The sequence below is a fragment of the Streptomyces sp. NPDC001070 genome, from assembly GCF_053598835.1.
Map to the genome: position 1 here is coordinate 71,082 of NZ_JBSFLB010000026.1, position 19,046 is coordinate 90,127.

The window sequence follows — 19,046 nt, forward strand, 5'->3', positions numbered from 1 at the left end:
CGCCGACCACCGCAGGTGAGGAGTAGACCGAGAGGCCGGTGGCGTACGCCCACTTCCGGGTGCCGGTGGCGGCGTCCAAGGCGTACACCTTGCCGCCATAGCTGCCGACGTAGACGATGCCGCCGACCACCGCAGGTGAGGAGTAGACCGAGAGGCCGGTGGCGTACGCCCACTTCCGGGTGCCGGTGGCGGCGTCCAAGGCGTACACCTTGCCGTCATAGCTGCCGACGTAGACGATGCCGCCGACCACCGCAGGCGAGGAGGAGACCGTATTGCCGGTGGCGTAGGCCCACTTCCGGGTGCCGGTGGCGGCGTCCAAGGCGTACACCTTGCCGTCGTCGCTGCCGACGTAGACGATGCCGCCGACCACCGCGGGCGAGGAGAAGACCATGTTGCCGGTGGTGTAGGCCCAGGTGTGGTGGAGAGGCGGGGTGGGGCTTGGGCTGGGTGTGTGGGACTGGGAGGCGCTGGCGGGGGGCGTGGCGTGAGGCTGATGGTGGGAGTTGCCTGGGTCCCATGTGATGACCAGTGCGGTGATGGTGCTGATGGTTGCGAGGGCGACGACGATGGCGGTGCCGAGCCATAGGGCGCGGCGCCGGGTCCGGGCCGGGTGGGGTGAGTGTGCTACTTGCGGCGTTGCGGGCGTGCGGTCCGGCAATGCCGAGGAGTGGTTCGGGGTTTCGGCGGTTTCGACGTGCGCCGCTGCGCGGTCGGGCGTGGTGCTGTCCCCTGGCTGGGGGACGGAGGCGGCGACGACCGCATCCCGCCCGGATCCGGCCGTTGTACTGCGGGCCGTCGGCTGGCGCTCGTCGCTGTACTCATGCCCAGGGTCGGCGGGGGCGGTGGGGCCGGTGGACGCGGGGACAGGGGCCGGTGTGATTCCGCCGAGCGTTCCGGGCATGGGTTGTGCTTCGTGCGTGGTGCTGGGGCGGCCCTGCACCGTCCCGCCCCGCGGTGCGTGCCGAGGCGTTGGTGGCATGTGGTCCAGCGGTTCCACTGCCGCTGCCCGTTCCGGCCCCGTGGCGTTGAGCGCGCGCAGCCGGTGCGGGGGTGGAGGGCTTGCGGTGTCGGCGGTCAGTGGTTCCATCAGCGGCCCGTCCGAAGCCATCCCCGGTGCCGGCCCCAGCGGGGTTTGAGGGGCTTGGCCGGGGGGAGCCCCAGTGGTCTTGGACGGTGCCAGGATCGTTGGCTGCGGCGCGTCGGGCACATGGCTGGCCGTCGGTTCGCCCGGGGTTTGGAGTGGTACGGGCAGGATGAACTGCAACTGCGCGGCAGCGGCCGCGGATACGCCTCTGCTGTCGTCGGTGGCGAGACGGCGGATCTCTTCGAGGACAGTGCCGCGGACGGTCTCGTTGCCGATCCGGTACAGGCGAGCGAGTCCGTCGAGGGCATCGATCCGGGCGTTGGCGATCGGGCTGTCGATAGCGTTGCGCAGGTGCGCCGGCAGTGACCAGTTGACGTTACGTGCGATGACGATCCGGCCCTCGACGTTGTCCTGCTTCTTGGGCCGTTGCTGCGGCATCTCGTCGACGACCCGGTCGTGAACGAAGCTGTACAGCTCGTCGATGGTGATGTCTCCGTCACCGTCGAGGTCGGCGCTGCCATCGCGCAGGCCCGCGACAAGGTACCGGGTGAACACCGATTGCGCGGCCTCACCCTGCGGCTGGTTGCCCTCGAAGGAGTACTGCGTGGCATCCGATGCCGTCAGCACGGTGCGCCCGCGGCCCTGGAAGCGTTCCAGGGTGTGCACGTCCGTGTCGCCCTTCGTACGGCCGGCCGGGAACGCTCCGCTGTAGCAGCAGTCGAGAATCAGCACGTTGCGGCGGGACATAGAACCGGACATGGCCTGGTCGATCTGCTCGGCAGGCAGCGATGTGAACAGAAGGCTGCTGCGCCGGGTGTTCGCCGTGGCCAGATAAAGGCGGCCGTCGTCATCCTTTAGGCCGTGACCGGTGAAATACAGCAGTGTGAGGTCGTCACGGCGCCGCTCCCGATAAAGGTCGGAGATGGCCTCACCGACGCGGTAGTGCGGCTCGTTGATCAGCGTAGTGACCTCGAACCCGGCGATGTCCGGGTCCTGGAGAACGGCAGCGAATGCCTCCGCATCATGTGCGGGGGTAGTCAGTCTTCGCAGGCCGGTGTCCTCGTAGTCGTAGGTGGCGACCAACAGCGCCAGGCGGCGTCCCATGATCAACGACCCGTGTGACGCTGGATGTATGCATCGATCAGATCTCGCCGCTCGGCGTCGGACGCCCGCTCCAACTCGATCGTGTCGCCGTCAATGGTCAGCGAGACGCGATGCCGCGCGGAATGCCGGCCAAGCCAGTCCCGCACAGTCTCAACAAGCGCGGAGAACGCTCCGCCGGACGCACTGAGCGCCACCACGACTGCCCCGAACGTGACCGGATCGGAGCCCTTGGCCCCCTCCGGAGCCGTGACGGAGGGGCCGAGACGGACTGATTCGACGTCCAGCTCAACGATCTCAGCCCTCAAGCCCCGCACCAGCTGCTCGGCGACCTCAGCATCATGATCTGGGTCGGACGCCACCACCAACAGCACGTCCACCACCTCAGCAGCACGCCATGCCGCTTCGGCGCCCCCTGTAGAAACGTCATCTTGCACTTGATTCCCCCCGGCACTGCCAAATGTGCGAAGCTGCGCCTCCTCAGTGTGGCTGACTGCGGGACGCGAGGCACCGTGTCGGAAGTAATTAAGAGGCTGTTGTCTTTCCGATCTTGAGGTTTGCGGGTCGAACTGGAGATCTCCCGCCCCGCGATGCGGGCGGGCGTTCGGGCCGCGGCCCGACGCGTTGCTGCAGGCAGTGGGTTTCCGGCCGACGCAGGGCCCCGGCCTTCCCCAACTACCCTGCTACGCCACCGTGGTAAGTGCAGGCCCCTTGCCTGCCGATCGACTCCGACAGCCAACCGTCAGCGCAGCGTGCACGGGTGGGCACCTCTTCGAGCTCCGCTGGCGCGTCGGACTCGATGTCCTCGCTGATCTCCCGACTCTCGGAGAGCTTGATGATCAAGCCGGTCAAGACAACAGCCGCAGCGCCGATGCCGATGCCGATGCCGATGCCGATGCCGACGATGGCCTTCTTGTTCTTCTTGAACAGGAAGTGAATGGGGCTCCCGCCGACCTGGGATCACCTGGGCGAGCGCCCCTGTGACCTGCAATCGCCCCGTCAACGCTTGTCAGCGTTGGCCACCCCTGGGCGCCCTCGGACGGCCCAGAGACGGCCCCGCGATGCTGCTCGTCTTGCGGAGTGCCGCCCGCTTTACAAGTTCGGGCCGGGCCTCGTGCGGGCTACCAGAAGGCCCCTACGCGGGTGGCCTCTGGTTGATCCGCGATCGTCCAGCTCCGTAGTCATCCGCCAGTGTTGAGGTCACCTGGTGATGTCAAGGCGAGGGAGCAGGCGTCTAGAAATGCGGCAGGCCCACGAAGAGCAGTCGGGACCCGCTCCACTTGTGACCGCTGAGTGCCGTCGCAGCCCGCGCTGCCGTCGCTGCCGCGATCGCACAAAATTGCGTAGCCAGGCTGACGGTTCAGCATCCTCGCCTGGCGGTGAAGTCAATCATCAGAGCGCGACATCCAAACGAGTGCGTCTGCTGTTCGAGCATACCGAGCACTGCGAACATTGGGACGGCCGGGTGGCTGTGCAACTGAGCCCACACAGCCGGACGGGCACCGGCGGGCCTAGTTCTGGTGGGACCGCACGGCTTCGAGCACGTTTGGCCTAGCTCGTCAGGCGTTCCGAAGGGGGCCGCGAGACACTAAAAGGGAACGAGAGTGGAAATCTAGTGAGGTGAGGGAAAATGCCGAGTGACATTAAGCTGGACGAGGCCGGTGACGGATGGGTGACGATTGAGGGCTCGGTCCTTCAAGCGAAAACTGCCGACCTGATCTTGGACTCACCTGTTCGACGACACGCAGGAGGGGGGCGATTTCGGCGAGCACTCGTCCATAATCAAGATGATGGGCTAACCGTAAACTATAACGGAGATTACCCCGGAGGTGTGAATATTATCAACGCCCAACTGACTCTTCAGGTTGAAAGTCAGACTGGAGCCCCGAAGCTCCCCAAAACCGCAAGCGTTGGCACTCTGAAGATGTTGCACAATACAACGCTCCTCAACGGTGAATTGATGGGTGGGGTTTATTCGCTCTGGGTTTGCGTGGGATATATGCCCTTGCTGGGAGACGCCCCTGCTGAATGGCGCGAAATTCCCCTTGGGAAGTCAATCACTGGAAGCGAGTGACCCTGATCGCGGCGGTTCGGAGAGGGAAGACGCCAGTCCAACCTCTTCGGATTCCTCGGTGTGGCACCGTTCGAGGCAAGGTCTGGTGAGGTAATGCCCAGCATCTCTGATTCATGTCTACTTGATTCCTGGCCGGCAAGTGTGCGGCAGCTCGCAATTAAGGGCGGCGTTCCCTTCCCGCTGTCACTGGCTACGCTTATCCGCAACGGCAAATGCCCTCACGATAAGTGCCTGGTTCTGCATCTAAAATTCGTCATGGATCCCGATATTGCGGTGCATGCCATGCTGGTCGACATGCGAGCTACCTATGATGCTGCCGCAATCGGGGTCAGTGTTCGAAGTCGCGAAGATCTCACTGGCCCTGCATTCACGCTGCTCCTTGACCTTGATGTAGGAGCTTGCAGCGCGCGAAATCTTGGCACACTAACATTGGAACAAACGCAACTCTTCGCTAATCGCAACAATGTCGGTTCAAATGAAGTTGTAGCCTATTTCGTTCGGTCTACCGTTCCGGCCTCATTTGGATGCTCGGCCCACCCAACCGGTCAGCCAACGGTCACTGTTGCCCGCGTAGCAACCAGATGGACACTGGCTCATGAAATGGGTCATGTTCTAGGGATCGATCACGTCGATAATCCACCCAATGCCGCACAGCCAGATCGATTGATGACCGGGCGCGGCACCAACACCATTACGAACCCACCGCCCGATTTGGATGCCTCGGAGATCAAAGCTGTGCGCTCGTCTCAGTGGATCCACAACTGTCCGAAGTGATGTCATGACCGTTGACAGAGAGTCCGTGATCAGTGCACTTGAGCCGGATGAGCCGAGGTATCTCGACGCCGCACGCGAACTAGGTGACGAGGCGGCAAATGTCTTGCGCGAGTTGTCCCAAGGAAGCGACGTGGGACTAGCTGCCAAAGCCGCCTCCTTGGCTGGCTTCCTGTCTGCGGAGTCGGCTCGCAAGGTGATCGGGGCAGCATCCATGCACCCTGATCCCACCGTGCGTGTTTCAGCAGCCGCAGCCCTTCTACACCAGGTGGATCTGGGTGAATTGACGGCACGACTATTGCGAGATAGTGATCCCGGTGTGCGGAAATGGACCCTTCGGGCCTTGGCTGAGCATTCACCAGGTGGCTTTCGAGATCAAGTTGAGCGAATTGCTGCCACTGACGAGGTGCCAGCACTGGCAGAGTTCGCTCGTCAGTTGGCGCCGAGGCTACCCGAATAGACGAGGACACCCCGGTCACGGCCAGCACCAGATCGCCGGCGGAGACGGATGGTCCGGATGCGGCGGGCTGGATGTCGAAGACCCCCAGGCGTGATCGGCTGGGGGTCTTTTGCTGGTGCGCGTGGACGGTTTCGAGACGCCGACATCTGCTCTGTAAGCCACGGGCTTCGCCCTGGTGACCCTCTTGATGCGAACTACCGGTAGTTCGTTAAACCCGGCAGTAGAGATCAATGCCGTGGCCGGTGGTGACCGCGTCGATCAAGGCCTGGAGGTCGGAGGGCGGGTCCTTGTCCGTCCAGGCTCGCCACCAGCGATTCAGGGTGATGGCGGGGGTGAGCCATGTGCGGATTGCGCGTAAGGCCCTGGGCCAGCAGGGCAGTTAAGGCGGGTGGGATTCGATTGGTCCCCCTCTCTGGCCGGTCGTCGGGGCACGGTTCGGGCGCGGTGGCATCCAGTGGTCCGGGTGGCGCGAACCACTGGTCCCAGCAGAACGAGAAGGCGCAGTTGACCAGGGTCTGGTGGCGGCGGATGGCGCGGTCGGAGCGGACCTGGAAGTCGGCCCAGCCGAGTTCGTCCTTGATCTGCTTGTAGCTCTGCTCGATCCACGGTCGCAGGCCGTAGAGACGGACGATCTCGGCGAGGTCGGCCGGCGGGTGCGGGCTAGTGGCGGCGTGGGGTGCGTCGGGGTGGGGCAGGTTGGTGGCCAGGTACCAGGTGGCCTTCGGTGGCAGGGCTGCTGGGTCGGTGGTGGCCACGATCAGGCGGCAGGGTGAGTTCGGGCCGTAGCCGCCCAGGCGGGCATCGGCGGCCCACCAGGTCTCACTGTGCCCGTCGCGGAAGTGACGCTCCACGGGCGTCCACTCGCCGGGGTGGTCGGCATCGTGCCAGTTCAGGGCGTAGGCGGCATCGATGGGGGTGTGCGGCTGGTCGGCCGGGGCCCAGGTGCCCTTGTGGGGTTTGAGGGCCACTACGTAGCCCAGACTGGCCTCGCGCAGGGCGAGGTACCAGTCGTCGCTGACGGAGTAGGCGCAGTCGGCGACCACCGCCCGGCAGCCGAAGCCCGCCTCCTTCGCCCGGGCCGCGAGGGCGGCGGCCAGCTGCGGTTTCGTACGGAAGGCCGGATCCGAGCGGCCGCGGGCGAAGTGATGGGCAGGGGTGTAGGGAGTCGCGTGCAGCGGGTAGTACACGCGGCCGTCGGTCCACACCGTGGTGACCGTGACGATGCCGTTGTCGGTCTTGCCATACCGGCCCAGCCACTGCCGGCCGACATGCGCGGTCGCCGTGCCGTCCTTGCGGTCCCCGGAGTCGTCGATCACGATGACTCCGCCGTCGTGCGGAGCCGTGGCCTGCTGCTCGCGCAGCAGCTCAAGCCGCCGGTCGTTGATCTGCTCGGCCTCCCAGGGGGACTCGGACAGGAAGAACTGCAGCCGCTGCACCCCCGGTATCCCCGCACCCGTCACCGGCTCCGCCCCCGCCAGACAGGTGATCGTCTTGTTCCGGTCCCGCGGCGCAAGCAGTCCGGTCAGATACTCACGAAAACCCCGCCGCTGTGCCAGGCTGAAGAAGAGGTCGTCGAACCGGGCCGCGTACTCTTCCAACGGCCCCGGCGCAGGCGGACACGGACGGCGAGCGGTCATCTTCAGCCCCCTGGCATGGCAGTTGATTCCTACCACCGACTTACGACCAACCTGACCCGCCGTCAACCCATGCCACCGCCGGAATTAACGAACTACCGCTACTCCGGCTGAACTGGTGATGACCGGAGGGGCTGACGCTTTGTGATCCCTGCGGTACGTCCTGTTCGTGAGGTATGCGCAGGGTGGCGGGATGACGCCTCGGGAGCAGGCTGCGCGCGAGGCGCTGAGGCTGGAGGCGGCCGAGCGGTTTGCGCGGGGTGAGGAGACGCGGGAGATCGCGCGGGAGTTACGGGTCACCGAGCGTTCGGTGCGCCGATGGCGTGCACTGTGGCGGGCGGGGGGTGCGCAGGCCCTGCGCTCGAAGGGGCCGATGTCGGTGGAGCGGCTCTCGCCCCAGCAGTGGCAGCGGCTGGAGGCGGAGCTGAAGCGAGGGTCGCTGGTGCACGGCTGGGGCGAGGAGGACCAGCGGTGGACGCTGAAGCGGATCAAGACACTGATCGGCCGGATGTTCCACGTCGGGTACACGGTGCAGGGGGTATGGAAGCTGCTGCGCCGGCACGGCTGGTCCGCACAGATGCCGAGCCGGCGGGCGCTGGAGCGGGACGACGGTGCGATCGAGGTGTGGAAGCGCGAGGTGTGGCCGCAGATAAAACCACCGCGGCGGCCCGGCACGGCTGGATCTGCTTCGAAGACGAGACAGGCCAGGGGCTGAGGCCGCCCAGGGGACGGACGTGGGCGCCGCGCGGCGAGCGCCCGGTGGTGCACGTGCGCGGCAGCAGCCGCGGCCGGGTGAACGTGGCCGGCGTGGTCCGCTACCGCCCCGGGGACCGCTCGCACTTCTTCTACAAGCTGCACGTTTACCCAGGCCGCAGGGGCGAGCCGAAGGCGTTCACCTGGCGGGACTACCGGGACCTGATCGTCCTGACCCATCAGCAGCTCCGCGCTCCGATGGTGTGGTGCTGGGACAACCTGAACGTGCACCTGGTCCAGGAACTCTTCGACTTCGCCGCGGAGAACAAGGAGTGGCTGACGGTGTTCCAGATGCCGTCGTACGCGCCTGAGCTCAACCCGCAGGAAGGTATCTGGGCGCAGCTCAAAGGCTCCCTGGCGAACTTCGCCGCCACCAACCTCGACCACCTCACCCGCGTCGTGAAGCGCAAGCTCAAGAGGATCCAATACCGCCCCGACCAGGTCGACGGCTGCCTCGCCGGGACCGGCCTGATCATCACACCCCCGTGATCATGAGCCAGGACTTCGCGAATTCAACCGGAGTATGGGCGTGGCGGTCGCTGAGGTCTGCCGCGCGCGTCACTTGGTCGCCTGGGGCTGGTGGCCGTCAGTTGTGGGCGCGGAGGTTGCTGTACTTCTCTGCTGTACGGGCAGCTCGGGTCGCGCTGCATACTGGCGCCATGGTTGCTGTTGATCCCACCGACTCTGGTAGAGAGCGTGAGCTACCGGTAGTTCGTTAATTCCGGCGGTGGCGTGGGTTGACGGTGAGTCAGGTTGGCACTGCCGTGCCTGCCAGCGGCAGAACGCTCCTGAGATCACTACGGCCACAGTAACCTCGCGACCAGCCGGCAGAGGCCAGCCCGAACCGGACAGGGCTCGTCGGGAAGTCGGCATGTGCGTCAGTGTGCAACAGCCGCAGCCGCGATGGCGGGGAATGCCACCATTGGCCAGTCAGTGTCGGGTGGCATCTGGGGCCAGATGACGCGCACGGGCCCGTCGACGCGGCGGGCGTAATTCAGCACGTCGGCCCCGCCGCATAGCCCCGGGCGGGGAGGACGTCTGCGGTCGGCATCAACCGTTAGCTGGTATGCCGGTTCTTGTGGATGACTATCAGTCATCCTTGGGCTTGGGGACGTGGACGATCACCAGATTGGCGGCGCCTGTGCAGCTGGCGCCGTGGCCGGCGTCCTCAAAGGTCTCGGTTAGATAGTGCTGCACCTCCTCGACGGCGGCGCGGCCGTCGTCCCTGCCGCCGAAGCCCTCGTTCCACTTGCCGAGGTCTATGACGACGTTCACCAGGACGCCGACGGTGATGGTGCCGCTGGTGGCGTCCAGGTGCGGCGTGCCGGTGTTGCTCTTGGGGCAGTCCTCCAGCTTGTTCAGCAGACGCTCGCACCGGCACACGGCGCGAGGCACGGTGTCGTTCGTGAGTTAGTTCTCCGGTTCACTTGCCTGGGCGGGGGACAGAGCTGACGGCCCGCCTGTGCTGTTGTTGGGTGGACTCGGCGCGGCTGGCCTGTTCAAGGCCCGCCTCGTCGACTGCCGGTGCCCAGATGACTCCCCTCCCTTGCAGCGCCTCCCCAGGTGCTGCACCGGGCAATGCCCGTACCCCGCGCTGCCCGGGCGTACGTCCCCGTTCTGTTCGAGGTCGAACTTTCCCTTGATGGTCTCCGTTGATCGAACCGATGACTTGCCGCAAGGCCCACTCAGAGACTCTGAGATCTGAATACCACGGAGGCGTGGAGTGTCTATCGTCGAAGCGCACTGCTGATCAAGTTGCCAAGGGTCAAGGGACGGAGGGCGGTGGCGGGCGTGGTGCAGGCGGAGGGTCCGGGCGAACTGCGGTACTTGGTACTGTCACTGGGGATCGCGTTGACGCGTACCGAGGACGGTGACTCGCCGCGGTTCGGCCTGGACGTCTTGGAGGACGCACCCATCCACGCCGAGAGGGTCGCAAAGATCCTGGAGCAGTTCCGGTATACGCAGCGCCCGACCGCAGCACCAGATGGACGGTCCGATTACGGGAAGCTGGTGGAGGCCGCGGTCGAGGCCGAGGACGTCGACGTACTGATCGTGCACATCGTCGGGCACGGAGAGTTGGCGGACGGTAGCAGCGAGAAGCTGTACATCCTCGGCAGCAACGGGGACCGCCTGGGCCGGCCGGTGGGCGGGTGGATCGACCTGATCGAAGACCACCCTCAGCGGCATCGGCCGATGACACTGTTCGTCCTGGACGTCTGCTACGCCGGGCAGGCCGCCGTGACTGCCTGGCACTCGCGGATGGACGTGAACAAACGCCGGGCCTGGGTGCTGGCCGCGACTGGACCAGACAAACAGGCGTTCGGATATCGGCTAAGCCAGGCCCTGGTACGGGTGATGGAGAAGTACCGCGACCTGGAGGTCCGCTTCGACCCCTCATTGCGCTACATCCCGGCCAGCACCGTGTGGCGGGACATTGGCCACGCCGTCGCAGAATTGGCCGAACGGGCCAACGGACTCCCGCAATCGATCACGACAAGCCTCGTCCCCAGCCACGCCGACCTGTCCCAACTACCGTTCTTCCCTAACCCCACCTACACCCCCCAAAGCGCCACATCCGCGCTGGCCCTGGGCCTGTCCCCGGAAATCGCCCGCCTGGCCGATTGGGCCACAGACCCCCTGCATTTCATGCGCCGCGCCGGCGGCGCCGAACCGGTCGACCGCGACTGGGCCGAGGGCTACTTCAGCGGCCGCACCACGCAACTCGACACCATCACTGCATGGCTCGACAACGACACGGCCGCCCCGGCACTGCGTGTGGTCACGGGCAAAGCGGGCGCCGGCAAGTCCGCGCTCCTCGGTATCCTCCTTTGCGCCGCCCACCCGGCACTGCGCCGCCCCACCCGCCCCCTGTGGGCCGGACTCGACGACCACGTACCCGGCGAGAACAACCGGATCGCCGCCGTCCACGCCCGACGCCTCGGCCTTGACGACATCATTGCCTCCCTGACCCGCCAACTACGCCACATCACGGCCTCCGACGCCCCTCCCCACCCGGATGAAGAAACCCAGGACACGGCCGGAGAACCAGCAGAGCAACTGCTAAACCTGCTCCCCCCCGGCAGTCGCCCGGTCTCCATCGTCATCGACGCCCTCGACGAAGCCCTGAAACCCGAGGACATCACCACCGCCCTGCTGCTCCCGCTCGCCCGACACGCTCAGACGGCGGACAGCCGGCTGCGGCTGCTGATCGCCACCCGCGAGGACGCACGGTTCGACCAGCTCCTCAGCCTGACGCGAGGCACCGGAGCATGCACGGACCTGAGCACCATCCCACCGCACGAGGTCCGCCAGGATGTGGCCGCCTACGCCAAACGGCTCCTGACCGCCGACGGCCCATACACCGGCAGCGCCCTGCGGGCCGTCCGGGACACGTTGGCAGAAACGATCGCTGAAACCCTCACCACACACGCTCCGGCTGGCCCGGGCCAGGGCACCGAAGCCCTCGAGTGGGGCGAGTTCCTCACCGCGGGGCTCTACATCCATCATCTCCTGGCCATCCCACCCGCTGCCACACCCGAGGAGGCCGCGCGGCTGGGCCGGGCTGTGCCCCGTAGCTTGCCAAATCTCCTCGAACTGGACCTGCAGCGCCACGCCGACCGGAACCACCTGCGCCCGGTGCTCACGGCTCTAGCCTTCGCCCAAGGCCGAGGCATGCCCGAAAGTGTTCTGGTCCACGCCGCCTTAACCCTCGACGGCGACCCTCCCCTGTCCTTGCAGGACCTGTATGCCCTCCTTGACGGCGAAGCACGTTTCTACCTGCGGCGCGACATTGACAGCGACGGCACCACCCTCTACCGGCTCTTCCACGAAGGTCTCGCAGACTGGCTCCGCCGGCCCACCAGTCAACCGGCCAGCCAGGATTCTTCGACACAGACGGATCCCCTGCCTGGCCGGGCAGAGAACCTGTTCGAGAGGCTCCTGGAGTGCGTTCCCCGGGATTCGGCCGGCCGCATGCAATGGCAGCACACCGTCGGCTATTTGCTGCGGCACACCGCTCAGCACGCAGTCGATGCCGGGCGCATGGACGAACTCCTCAACGACGTCGACTACCTCCAGCACGCCGACCCCCACGCCCTCGTCGACGCCCTGCCCTACGCCAGTTCCGACCAGGCCAGGCTCAATGCCGCCGTCTACCGCACCTCCTGGGACGTCCACCACAGGCTGCCACCCACGGCACGGCGTCAGCTCCTCGCATTGGACGCCGCGCGCTTCCGCAACACCCCGCTCCAAAACGAGCTGCCCGGCGACGCCGACTGGAACGTGCAATGGGCAACGGGCAGCCAGGTCTCATCAAGCCTGGCTCGCACTGTCAACAGCCACATCGGTGGGGTGAAAACCGTGGCGGTGGCGGTATTGGAGGGCTGTCCGCACGCGATCACCGACGGCAGCGGCGGGTCGGTACGAATGTGGAATTTGGCCACCGGCGACCTAGTCCGCGAACTGGACGGCCACGCCCGTTGGGTGAAAACCGTGGCGGTGGCGGTATTGGAGGGCTGTCCGCACGCGATCACCGGCGGCAGCGGCGGGTCGGTACGAGTGTGGAATTTGGCCACCGGCGACCTAGTCCGCGAACTGGACGGCCACGCCCGTTGGGTGAGTGCGGCGGCGGTGGCGGTATTGGAGGGCTGTCCGCACGCGATCACCGGCGGCTATGGCGGGTCGGTACGAGTGTGGAACCTGGCCACCGGCGACCTAGTCCGCGAACTGGTCCGTCACGCTGGCACAGTGACGGTGGCTGTGGCTGTGGCGGTATTGGAGGGCTGTCCGCACGCGATCACCGGCGACGACGCCGGGTCGGTACGAGTGTGGAACCTGGCCACCGGCGACCTAGTCCGCGAACTGGTCGGTCACACCGGCACGGTGTACGCGGTGACGGTGACGCTACTGGAGGGTCGTCCGCGCGCGATCACCAGCGGCAGCTTCGGCGGGTCGGTACGGGTGTGGGACCTGGCCACCGGTGACCAGGTCCGCGAACTGGTCGGTCACACGAGCGAAGTACGCGCAGTGGCGGCGGCTGTGTTGGGAGATCGTCCACACGCCGTCACGGGCGACGACGACGGCTTCCTGCTGGTATGGGATCTGGCCACGGGAACCTGTCTGACCACGTTTCGATTGCCAGCCGCGGTGCGAGCCGTAACTTTCACCGCGGACGGCACCGTGGTAGCCGGCTTCGGCCACGAAGTGGCCGCCCTCAGCCTTGAACCCCTCATCAGGAGGCTCCGTTGACCACTAACACTGCTTCACCGCTGCGGGTCGTCGCCGTGCACGGCATCTACAACAGCTTCGGCAGCGGAGTGTCCGACGCGCGCAGGGAGGAATTGCGCGCGCTGAAGGCCGCCGCCTGGGGGCGGGATCTGGCAAGCGGTCTCGGTGTCTCGCCGAACCGGCTCGATGTCGACTTCGCCTACTATGCGGACCGGCTTCGTCCCAGGCTGGCAGCACAGGGTGGGCAGGACAGCGACTTCCTGGATGACCCGCTGGCGCAGGAGATGCTCGACGCGTGGGCACAGGAGCTGGGAGTGCCGGACGAGGTGGCACAGGGGCACGCCGCAGTGCCATTGCGCGCGTTCTCGTCTTGGATGGCGCGCAGGTTTGACCTGGCAGAGGGGCCGCTGAGTGTCTTCATTCGGCTGTTGTGCGGCGAGGTTGCCGCGTACCTGCGTTCTGCGGACGCCCCTGAACGCGCGGCGGCCCGCGAGGAAGTTGCTGCTCGGATCGCCCAGCACCGGCCGCGTATCGTTGTCGCGCACTCGCTGGGTTCGGTCGTCGCCTACGAGGCCATGCACGCCCATCCGGAACTACAGCCTGAGCTGTTTCTCACGCTGGGCTCGCCGCTGGCGCTGCCTCGGGTGGTCTTTGAACGTCTCATCCCCGCACCACGGGCCGCCAGCAGTCCCCAACTGCGGGGTGAGGGTCTGCCTGGCGGGACACGCTGGGTGAACATCGCCGATCCTGGTGACCCCGTCGCCGTGCCGCCCCGGCTGGGCCGGTTCTTCGACGGGATCACCCTGGATCACACCACTGCCATCAGTGCTCTTTTCCGTTTCCATCACGCCGAAAACTACCTGCGATGTGCGACCACAGCAGCCACTATCGCCCCCTACTTCGGCATCTGATCCAACACTTGGACTACCGGCCGCTCTCGCGCTGTCACTGGAAGGGTGTCTGGATTCCTCACCCCAGTCGGGGCTATCCCCGTCGAAATACAAGAGCCAGGCGCCGAGGCAGTGCCCCGGCGCCTCGGCGAGGCGATCGCAGCGTGTCATGCCGCTCGGCGACGGACCCTACCTCGGAGCCTAGGTCGACCCCGACGCCCAGCAATCGATCGAGGAGTGGACCGGCACGGCGTGGGAGGCGGTCGGCGTTATCGAGAATCTGGCCGCCGCTTTGGTCCTGCCGCAGCCGCCGCCCGCGCCGGTCTGGCCCGTCGAATGGGACCGTCCGTGCAGCATCATCTGCCTGAGGCGACTCCGAACCTCATTCTGAGTGGGCGCCTAAGAAATGGCCTGCACCATAAGCAGGTTTCGCTGCTGCCGGGTTTGATGTATTTACCCCCCATGTCCTCTCTCGCGTCCGTCGAGCTGTCGACGCAGCCGCAATGCCCCCTCAGGGCCCTTGGGTAGCGTCAGTGGCAGGTGCCATCATTCCGAGACGTGAGCAGAGACGACAGCGACGAAGCGTACGTGGTCGACCTGTGTAATCAGGTCCTTGAGGAAGCAGCACTCACGCAGCACAAGTTCGACTGGCTGCTTGGTGACCCTGGCACGAGTGGCCGACAGGCCAAACTGCCAGTCGATGCCTTCTGGCCGGGCCACCATCTGGTGGTCGAGTACCGGGAAATCCAGCACGACCAGCCGGTTCCGCACTTTGATAAACCGGATAAACTCACCGTAAGCGGGGTGCATCGCGGCGAACAGCGAGCTATGTACGACGCCCGCCGCGACAGCCAGATTCCAGCACGCGGACTGCGACTCGTGGTGATCCGGCCTGCGGACCTCGACGCCGACAGTCGAGGCCGGCTGCGGCGAAACCGGGATTCCGACCTGGAGGCCGTGCGCAAGCTCCTCGCCCGAACCAGCGACGAAGACCGCGTGACCGACGCGTTCCGACGGTGGCTGGTCTCCGAGGGGTGGACTCCGGTCACGCCCACCGACCGCTGGACAGACATCGAAGCCGTGCGCGGTGAAGAACGTCTGATCTGTGAAGCAAAGGGCCGCACCAGCGAGAAAGGCATTGACGCCGACATTGCCTACGGTCAGCTCCTGCGGCGAATGACAGACGAGACCACGACCAGTCGGTTCGCCCTGATCGTGCCGACTTCCTCCGTGAAGGCAGCCGAGCGGGTTCCGCCCCATGTCCGCCGTATGCTGCGGATAGACGTGTACGAGGTGACGGACGAAGACCAGGTGCTACCCCGTCCGGCATAGGTCGCCCCCATCCCAAGGGGTCGTGATGCCCGGATCCGCGCGTGGACATCCTCGCTCCGGCTGCGCAGCTACCCCTTGGAATGAATCATCCAGGAAACAGGCGGTCAGGGGGTCAATGCCTGGACCAGGTCCCCGACCTCCGACCGCCAGGCGTGGACCTGGTCGTGGGTGGGGCCGATCTCGTACTGGTGGTAGTGGCATCCCAGGCACAGGTGCGACCACACGGCCTTGGCCCGGCGGGCCGTCTCTGCCGCTGTGTAGCAGCGCAGACAGAGCAGCTTGGCCCGGCCCGTGGTGCGGGACAGCCCGGGGACCGCGGTGTCGAGTACTCGGTCTATGCAGATTTCCAAGGCGGTTCGCAGGGCGAGGGAAGCCCCGCGGTGACGGCCGGCGGCCGTTGCGCCAGCGACGTCGTCGGCGAGCAGCCGGTCGGCCGTCAGCAGGAGGTCTTCGATGGAGGAGACGGAGGCAGCAGAGGCACTCATCACGCGTCCACCTCCGGCTTGCGCAGCTTCTGCGCCAGGGCATCGATGTCCTCGACGAAGCGCAGCGGGTCGGTGATCTGGGCGCCATCGGGGTGCGCGCCCTTCTGGCACTGCTTGACGAGCTGTGCCGCCTGTGCCCCGTAACGGGCGCGCACCTCTCGGTCGACGTCGCCGACCCTCTTGATGTCACCGAAGAGGGCTAGCGCCGCCACCTTCCTGAACTTCTCGGCGTCGTCGACTGCGGCGTGCAGTTCCCGCTCGGGTCCGCCACTGCGGTGGTGCCGGATCCATGCCGCCTCCAGGAAGGCGTTCTCGAGGGCGATGCGGCAGAGGCTGGGCAGTACGTGGGTGCGTGCAGCGACCGGGAGGTTCGGCGTGGCGGCGATGGCCTTCGCGTCGGCGAGCGCCTGCGCGACCGGGTCGTTCACCCGCGTGACCTTCACCTTGGACGCCTTCGCCCGTTCGACCTGGAACACCGTCACTGGCAGCTCCTGGCTGGTGAACGCCCGCTGGAGCCGGGTGTCGTGGGTGAACACGACGACCTGCCGGTGCTTCCCGAGTTCGTGCAGGACCTGGGCGAGCCCGTGGACCTTGGCGGGGTCCATGGACTGCACGGGGTCGTCGACGACGATGAAACCGAAGGGGCTGTCGGCCGTGACGGCACGGGGCAGGAACAGGGAGAGCGCGAGAGAGTGCAGCTCCCCCTGGCTCATGACGCCGAGGGCCGACGCATCCTGGCCGTCGACGGAGACGTCCATAACCAGCGAACGGACGGCGGCCTTTTCGCCGCCCCGCAGGCTCACGCCGTTGAGGTCGATGTCGCTCTCCTGGCGGAGCTTCTCCCAGATCCGCTGCGAGTGATCCGCGAAGCCCTCCATGCGCCGCTCCCGCAGTTCGGTGCTCAGCTTCTTGATCCATGCGCGGGCCTTGCGGATGTTCCTCAACCGCGGATCGTTCTCCTCAGCGGCCTGGGCTCTTTCCGCCCAGGCGGCGATGCGGACGACGATCAGGCGCCACCGCTCGTCCCGCCTCTCGAGCTCCTTGGCGGCACTCTCCCTGACCACGGCGCAAGCGTCGGCCAGGGCCGCGGCGGCCTCGCGGGCGCGCCGGGCCAGCTCGCCCGGATCGCTGATCGCCCGGCAGGCGGTCCAGGCATCCCACGGATCGCTCAGAGCGGCCGGGATCCGCTGAGGCCTGTACACGAGGTCCTGCACAGCCCTCGCCGCCGAACGCAGTTCAGAGCGCGCGTCGTCGGCGGCCTTCGCCTCCTGCCTCAGGACGGCGACCTGCGCGGCGGCGCTCGCGGCCCAGTCCGCGTCCAGGGCGCCGTCCGTCCCGCAGACCGGGCAGGCTTCCTCGTCGGGGTGCCGATCGCTGTGAGCCAGGGCCCTGGCGAGGAGGTCGGCGCGCTGGTGTGCGTCCTCGGCGCTGGTGCCGCGTACGTCCTCCTCGGCGCCAAGAGCCTTATCCAGCCGGGTCAGAGCCGCGTCGACCTGCACCAGGTCGGGCCCCTGTACGCCGGCCGCGAGGCGCAGTTCGGCGAGCAGGCCCTCTTCGGTGTCGTCGGGGAGTCCGGCCACGAGCGCCCGGAGGGCGCTGAAGTCCGGGCTGTCCGGGGTGTCGATGGCCACGAGCGCGTGGACCGCACGCTCGTCGTCCTCCAGGGCGTACAGGGCGGCAATGAGCTCCGGCACTTCCCCCTTCGCCGCCTTCGCCGCGTCGTCGAGTGCCTTCTCCTCCGCCCGGAGCCGGCTGTCAGCCGCGCTGATGTGCCTGAGGCCGAGGATCGAGGCGATGGCGTCGTACATCTGGGCGGGCTTCCCACTGATCATGCGGTCGAGATCGACATACGACAGGAAGGGCCGGTAGTCCTCCATGGCCTGCTTCCAGTCCACCTGGTCGACGGAGACGCGGCCGTATCCCGGCCGCTTGAACTCACCTTGGGAGGCGACGAAGTCCTCCCCGTCCCAGGTGCGGGTGAGCGTGCTTCGGCTCGGGTCGCCCTCGATGGCGAGCTTGACCTCGATCTCCGGCTTGCCGCCGCCGTGGTGGAGGTTGCGCCAGTTGCTGCTGCGCGAGGCGTGCAGACCATGCCACCTCATGTTGACGCCGGTGAAAGCCGTTTCTATGCCCTCGGCGATGCTGGACTTCCCCGAGCCGTTGCGGCCCACAACGAGGTTCACGCCGGGCCGGGGGCTGAGGCCCAGCCAGGTCCGCGGGCCGATGCCGCGGAACCCGGTGACGGCCACGGAGTCGAGGTAGATCCGGCCGACGGACGACGTCCCCCGGGCCTCGCCGTCGCCCAGCGCCTCCTGCAGCAACACCTTTACGGGATCGCTGAGCGACGACTCCGCGAGGCGCTTCTGCACGAGTTCGGCCACGGTCGCGGGCTGGTCGGCCGGGTTCGGCTCGGCCGGGTCGGTGGAGTGGTGCACGTTCTGCTCGGGCTCTTCCGTCATGAGGTGCCTCCCGGGCGCCAGTCGGTGGTGCGTGAGGGATGGGCAGGGCGAGCGGTGGTGCGGAGGTGTCTGACGCGCTACTCGCCGACGAGACGCAACGATATGGAGATCGCGCATTCAAGTGTTTCGGATAGCTGATAACCAGGGTTATCAACCTCTCAGAGCAGACATAGCAAGAGACTGCTGCCGGGCTTCCTCGGCATCAGCATTGGCGAGACGGGCCGGACGATCACCAGGCGGCCGCGCAGAGTCGTCCGTACGGCGGGGGAGCCCCTGCGGTCCTGGCCAGGCCGAGACACAGAAAAGCCTCGATCGCCGAGATAAGCCTTCCTGTCACGGCCACCAGAAAGTACCCTGCGAAATAATGGCCGTTCGACCTCTGGGAGGTTGAGGAGAGTGCCCGCACTATGTACTGGATGGATACACGAACTCCGAGGGCAAACACTCATGTTCACCGGCAGGACCCTGGTGGACGGAGAGTGGGTTTTCCGTAAGGACTGCATGTCTCGTTCCGAGACATTAGGCGCTGTCTGCCAGAATAGCTTTTCCAGGAAGGTAACCCTCGTCGTTCATGGAGAGTTGGCAGGCAACGTCAAGGATGCGGACCGCGGGCTGAGCAGAAAGCTCCTGGCAGTGATGCAGTCGCGCACAGCGGGACGGCATATTCACGTGGTCGACGCTGCCGGCTACTCGGATCTACTGTTCGGGGCTCCGGCTCGTTGCCGGAATCTCAAGATGCAGGGTGATCAAGTGTCGGTAATGCCTGAGGTCGGAGAC

The 19,046-nt window shown here is 66.5% G+C and carries 12 protein-coding genes and 1 pseudogene; 7 read left to right on the forward strand and 6 right to left on the reverse strand.

What is annotated here, in order from left to right:
• Together ACWDAS_RS28730 and ACWDAS_RS28735 are read right to left on the reverse strand one after the other, a co-directional pair.
• Positions 1–2,188, reverse strand: a 2,188-nt coding sequence (locus ACWDAS_RS28730; RefSeq protein WP_450396622.1) for a caspase, EACC1-associated type, incomplete at its 3' end; no start/stop codon positions are given.
• A 2-nt stretch (positions 2,189–2,190) separates the two neighbouring features.
• Positions 2,191–2,568: an effector-associated constant component EACC1 gene (locus tag ACWDAS_RS28735; RefSeq protein ID WP_450396625.1), complete on the reverse strand. Its 378-nt coding sequence runs from the start codon at positions 2,566–2,568 to the stop codon at positions 2,191–2,193.
• A 377-nt stretch (positions 2,569–2,945) separates the two neighbouring features.
• Between ACWDAS_RS28735 and ACWDAS_RS28740 the strand changes: the two genes are divergently transcribed.
• Together ACWDAS_RS28740 and ACWDAS_RS28745 are read left to right on the forward strand one after the other, a co-directional pair.
• Positions 2,946–3,122, forward strand: coding sequence for a hypothetical protein (locus ACWDAS_RS28740; RefSeq protein WP_450396627.1), 177 nt, complete (start codon positions 2,946–2,948; stop codon positions 3,120–3,122).
• Between the two features lie 1,230 nt (positions 3,123–4,352).
• Complete coding sequence (locus ACWDAS_RS28745; RefSeq protein ID WP_450396630.1) at positions 4,353–5,033, forward strand: hypothetical protein; 681 nt, start codon at positions 4,353–4,355, stop codon at positions 5,031–5,033.
• Between the two features lie 684 nt (positions 5,034–5,717).
• Here the strand turns inward: ACWDAS_RS28745 and ACWDAS_RS28750 are convergent.
• On the reverse strand, positions 5,718–7,127 hold the full coding sequence (locus ACWDAS_RS28750; protein WP_450396632.1) for an IS701 family transposase: 1,410 nt from the start codon (positions 7,125–7,127) through the stop codon (positions 5,718–5,720).
• Between the two features lie 166 nt (positions 7,128–7,293).
• On the opposite strand from ACWDAS_RS28750, the gene ACWDAS_RS28755 reads away from it, so the two are divergent.
• Positions 7,294–8,366 (forward strand): IS630 family transposase gene (locus tag ACWDAS_RS28755; protein ID WP_450396635.1). Its coding sequence is split into 2 segments (ribosomal slippage): positions 7,294–7,746 and positions 7,749–8,366, totalling 1,071 coding nucleotides; the frame shifts between segments, so codons are not numbered across the junction.
• Positions 8,367–8,966: 600 nt separating this feature from the next.
• On the opposite strand, the gene ACWDAS_RS28760 is transcribed toward ACWDAS_RS28755, so the two are convergent.
• A complete protein-coding gene (locus ACWDAS_RS28760) occupies positions 8,967–9,272 on the reverse strand; it encodes a hypothetical protein (protein WP_450396637.1) in 306 nt (101 codons plus the stop codon).
• Between the two features lie 387 nt (positions 9,273–9,659).
• On the opposite strand from ACWDAS_RS28760, the gene ACWDAS_RS28765 reads away from it, so the two are divergent.
• From ACWDAS_RS28765 to ACWDAS_RS28780, 4 genes and pseudogenes are all read left to right on the forward strand, one after another.
• Positions 9,660–13,124 carry a hypothetical protein gene (locus tag ACWDAS_RS28765; RefSeq protein ID WP_450396639.1) on the forward strand — a complete coding sequence of 1,155 codons (3,465 nt, stop codon included), beginning with the start codon at positions 9,660–9,662 and terminating at the stop codon, positions 13,122–13,124.
• The gene (locus tag ACWDAS_RS28770) at positions 13,121–14,014 is read left to right on the forward strand and encodes a hypothetical protein (RefSeq protein WP_450396641.1); all 894 of its coding nucleotides are present in this window, start codon (positions 13,121–13,123) and stop codon (positions 14,012–14,014) included. The genes ACWDAS_RS28765 and ACWDAS_RS28770 overlap by 4 nt, the downstream gene beginning before the upstream one ends.
• 196 nt (positions 14,015–14,210) lie before the next feature.
• A pseudogene (locus tag ACWDAS_RS28775) lies at positions 14,211–14,384 on the forward strand (hypothetical protein); the annotation flags it as partial.
• A 167-nt stretch (positions 14,385–14,551) separates the two neighbouring features.
• The gene (locus ACWDAS_RS28780) at positions 14,552–15,325 is read left to right on the forward strand and encodes a hypothetical protein (RefSeq protein WP_450396644.1); all 774 of its coding nucleotides are present in this window, start codon (positions 14,552–14,554) and stop codon (positions 15,323–15,325) included.
• Positions 15,326–15,429: 104 nt separating this feature from the next.
• On the opposite strand, the gene ACWDAS_RS28785 is transcribed toward ACWDAS_RS28780, so the two are convergent.
• Together ACWDAS_RS28785 and ACWDAS_RS28790 are read right to left on the reverse strand one after the other, a co-directional pair.
• Positions 15,430–15,810, reverse strand: a complete 381-nt coding sequence (locus ACWDAS_RS28785; RefSeq protein WP_450396646.1) for a hypothetical protein — start codon at positions 15,808–15,810, stop codon at positions 15,430–15,432.
• Positions 15,810–18,269, reverse strand: coding sequence for an AAA family ATPase (locus ACWDAS_RS28790; protein WP_450396648.1), 2,460 nt, complete (start codon positions 18,267–18,269; stop codon positions 15,810–15,812). The genes ACWDAS_RS28785 and ACWDAS_RS28790 overlap by 1 nt, the downstream gene beginning before the upstream one ends.
• Positions 18,270–19,046 lie beyond the last annotated feature (777 nt).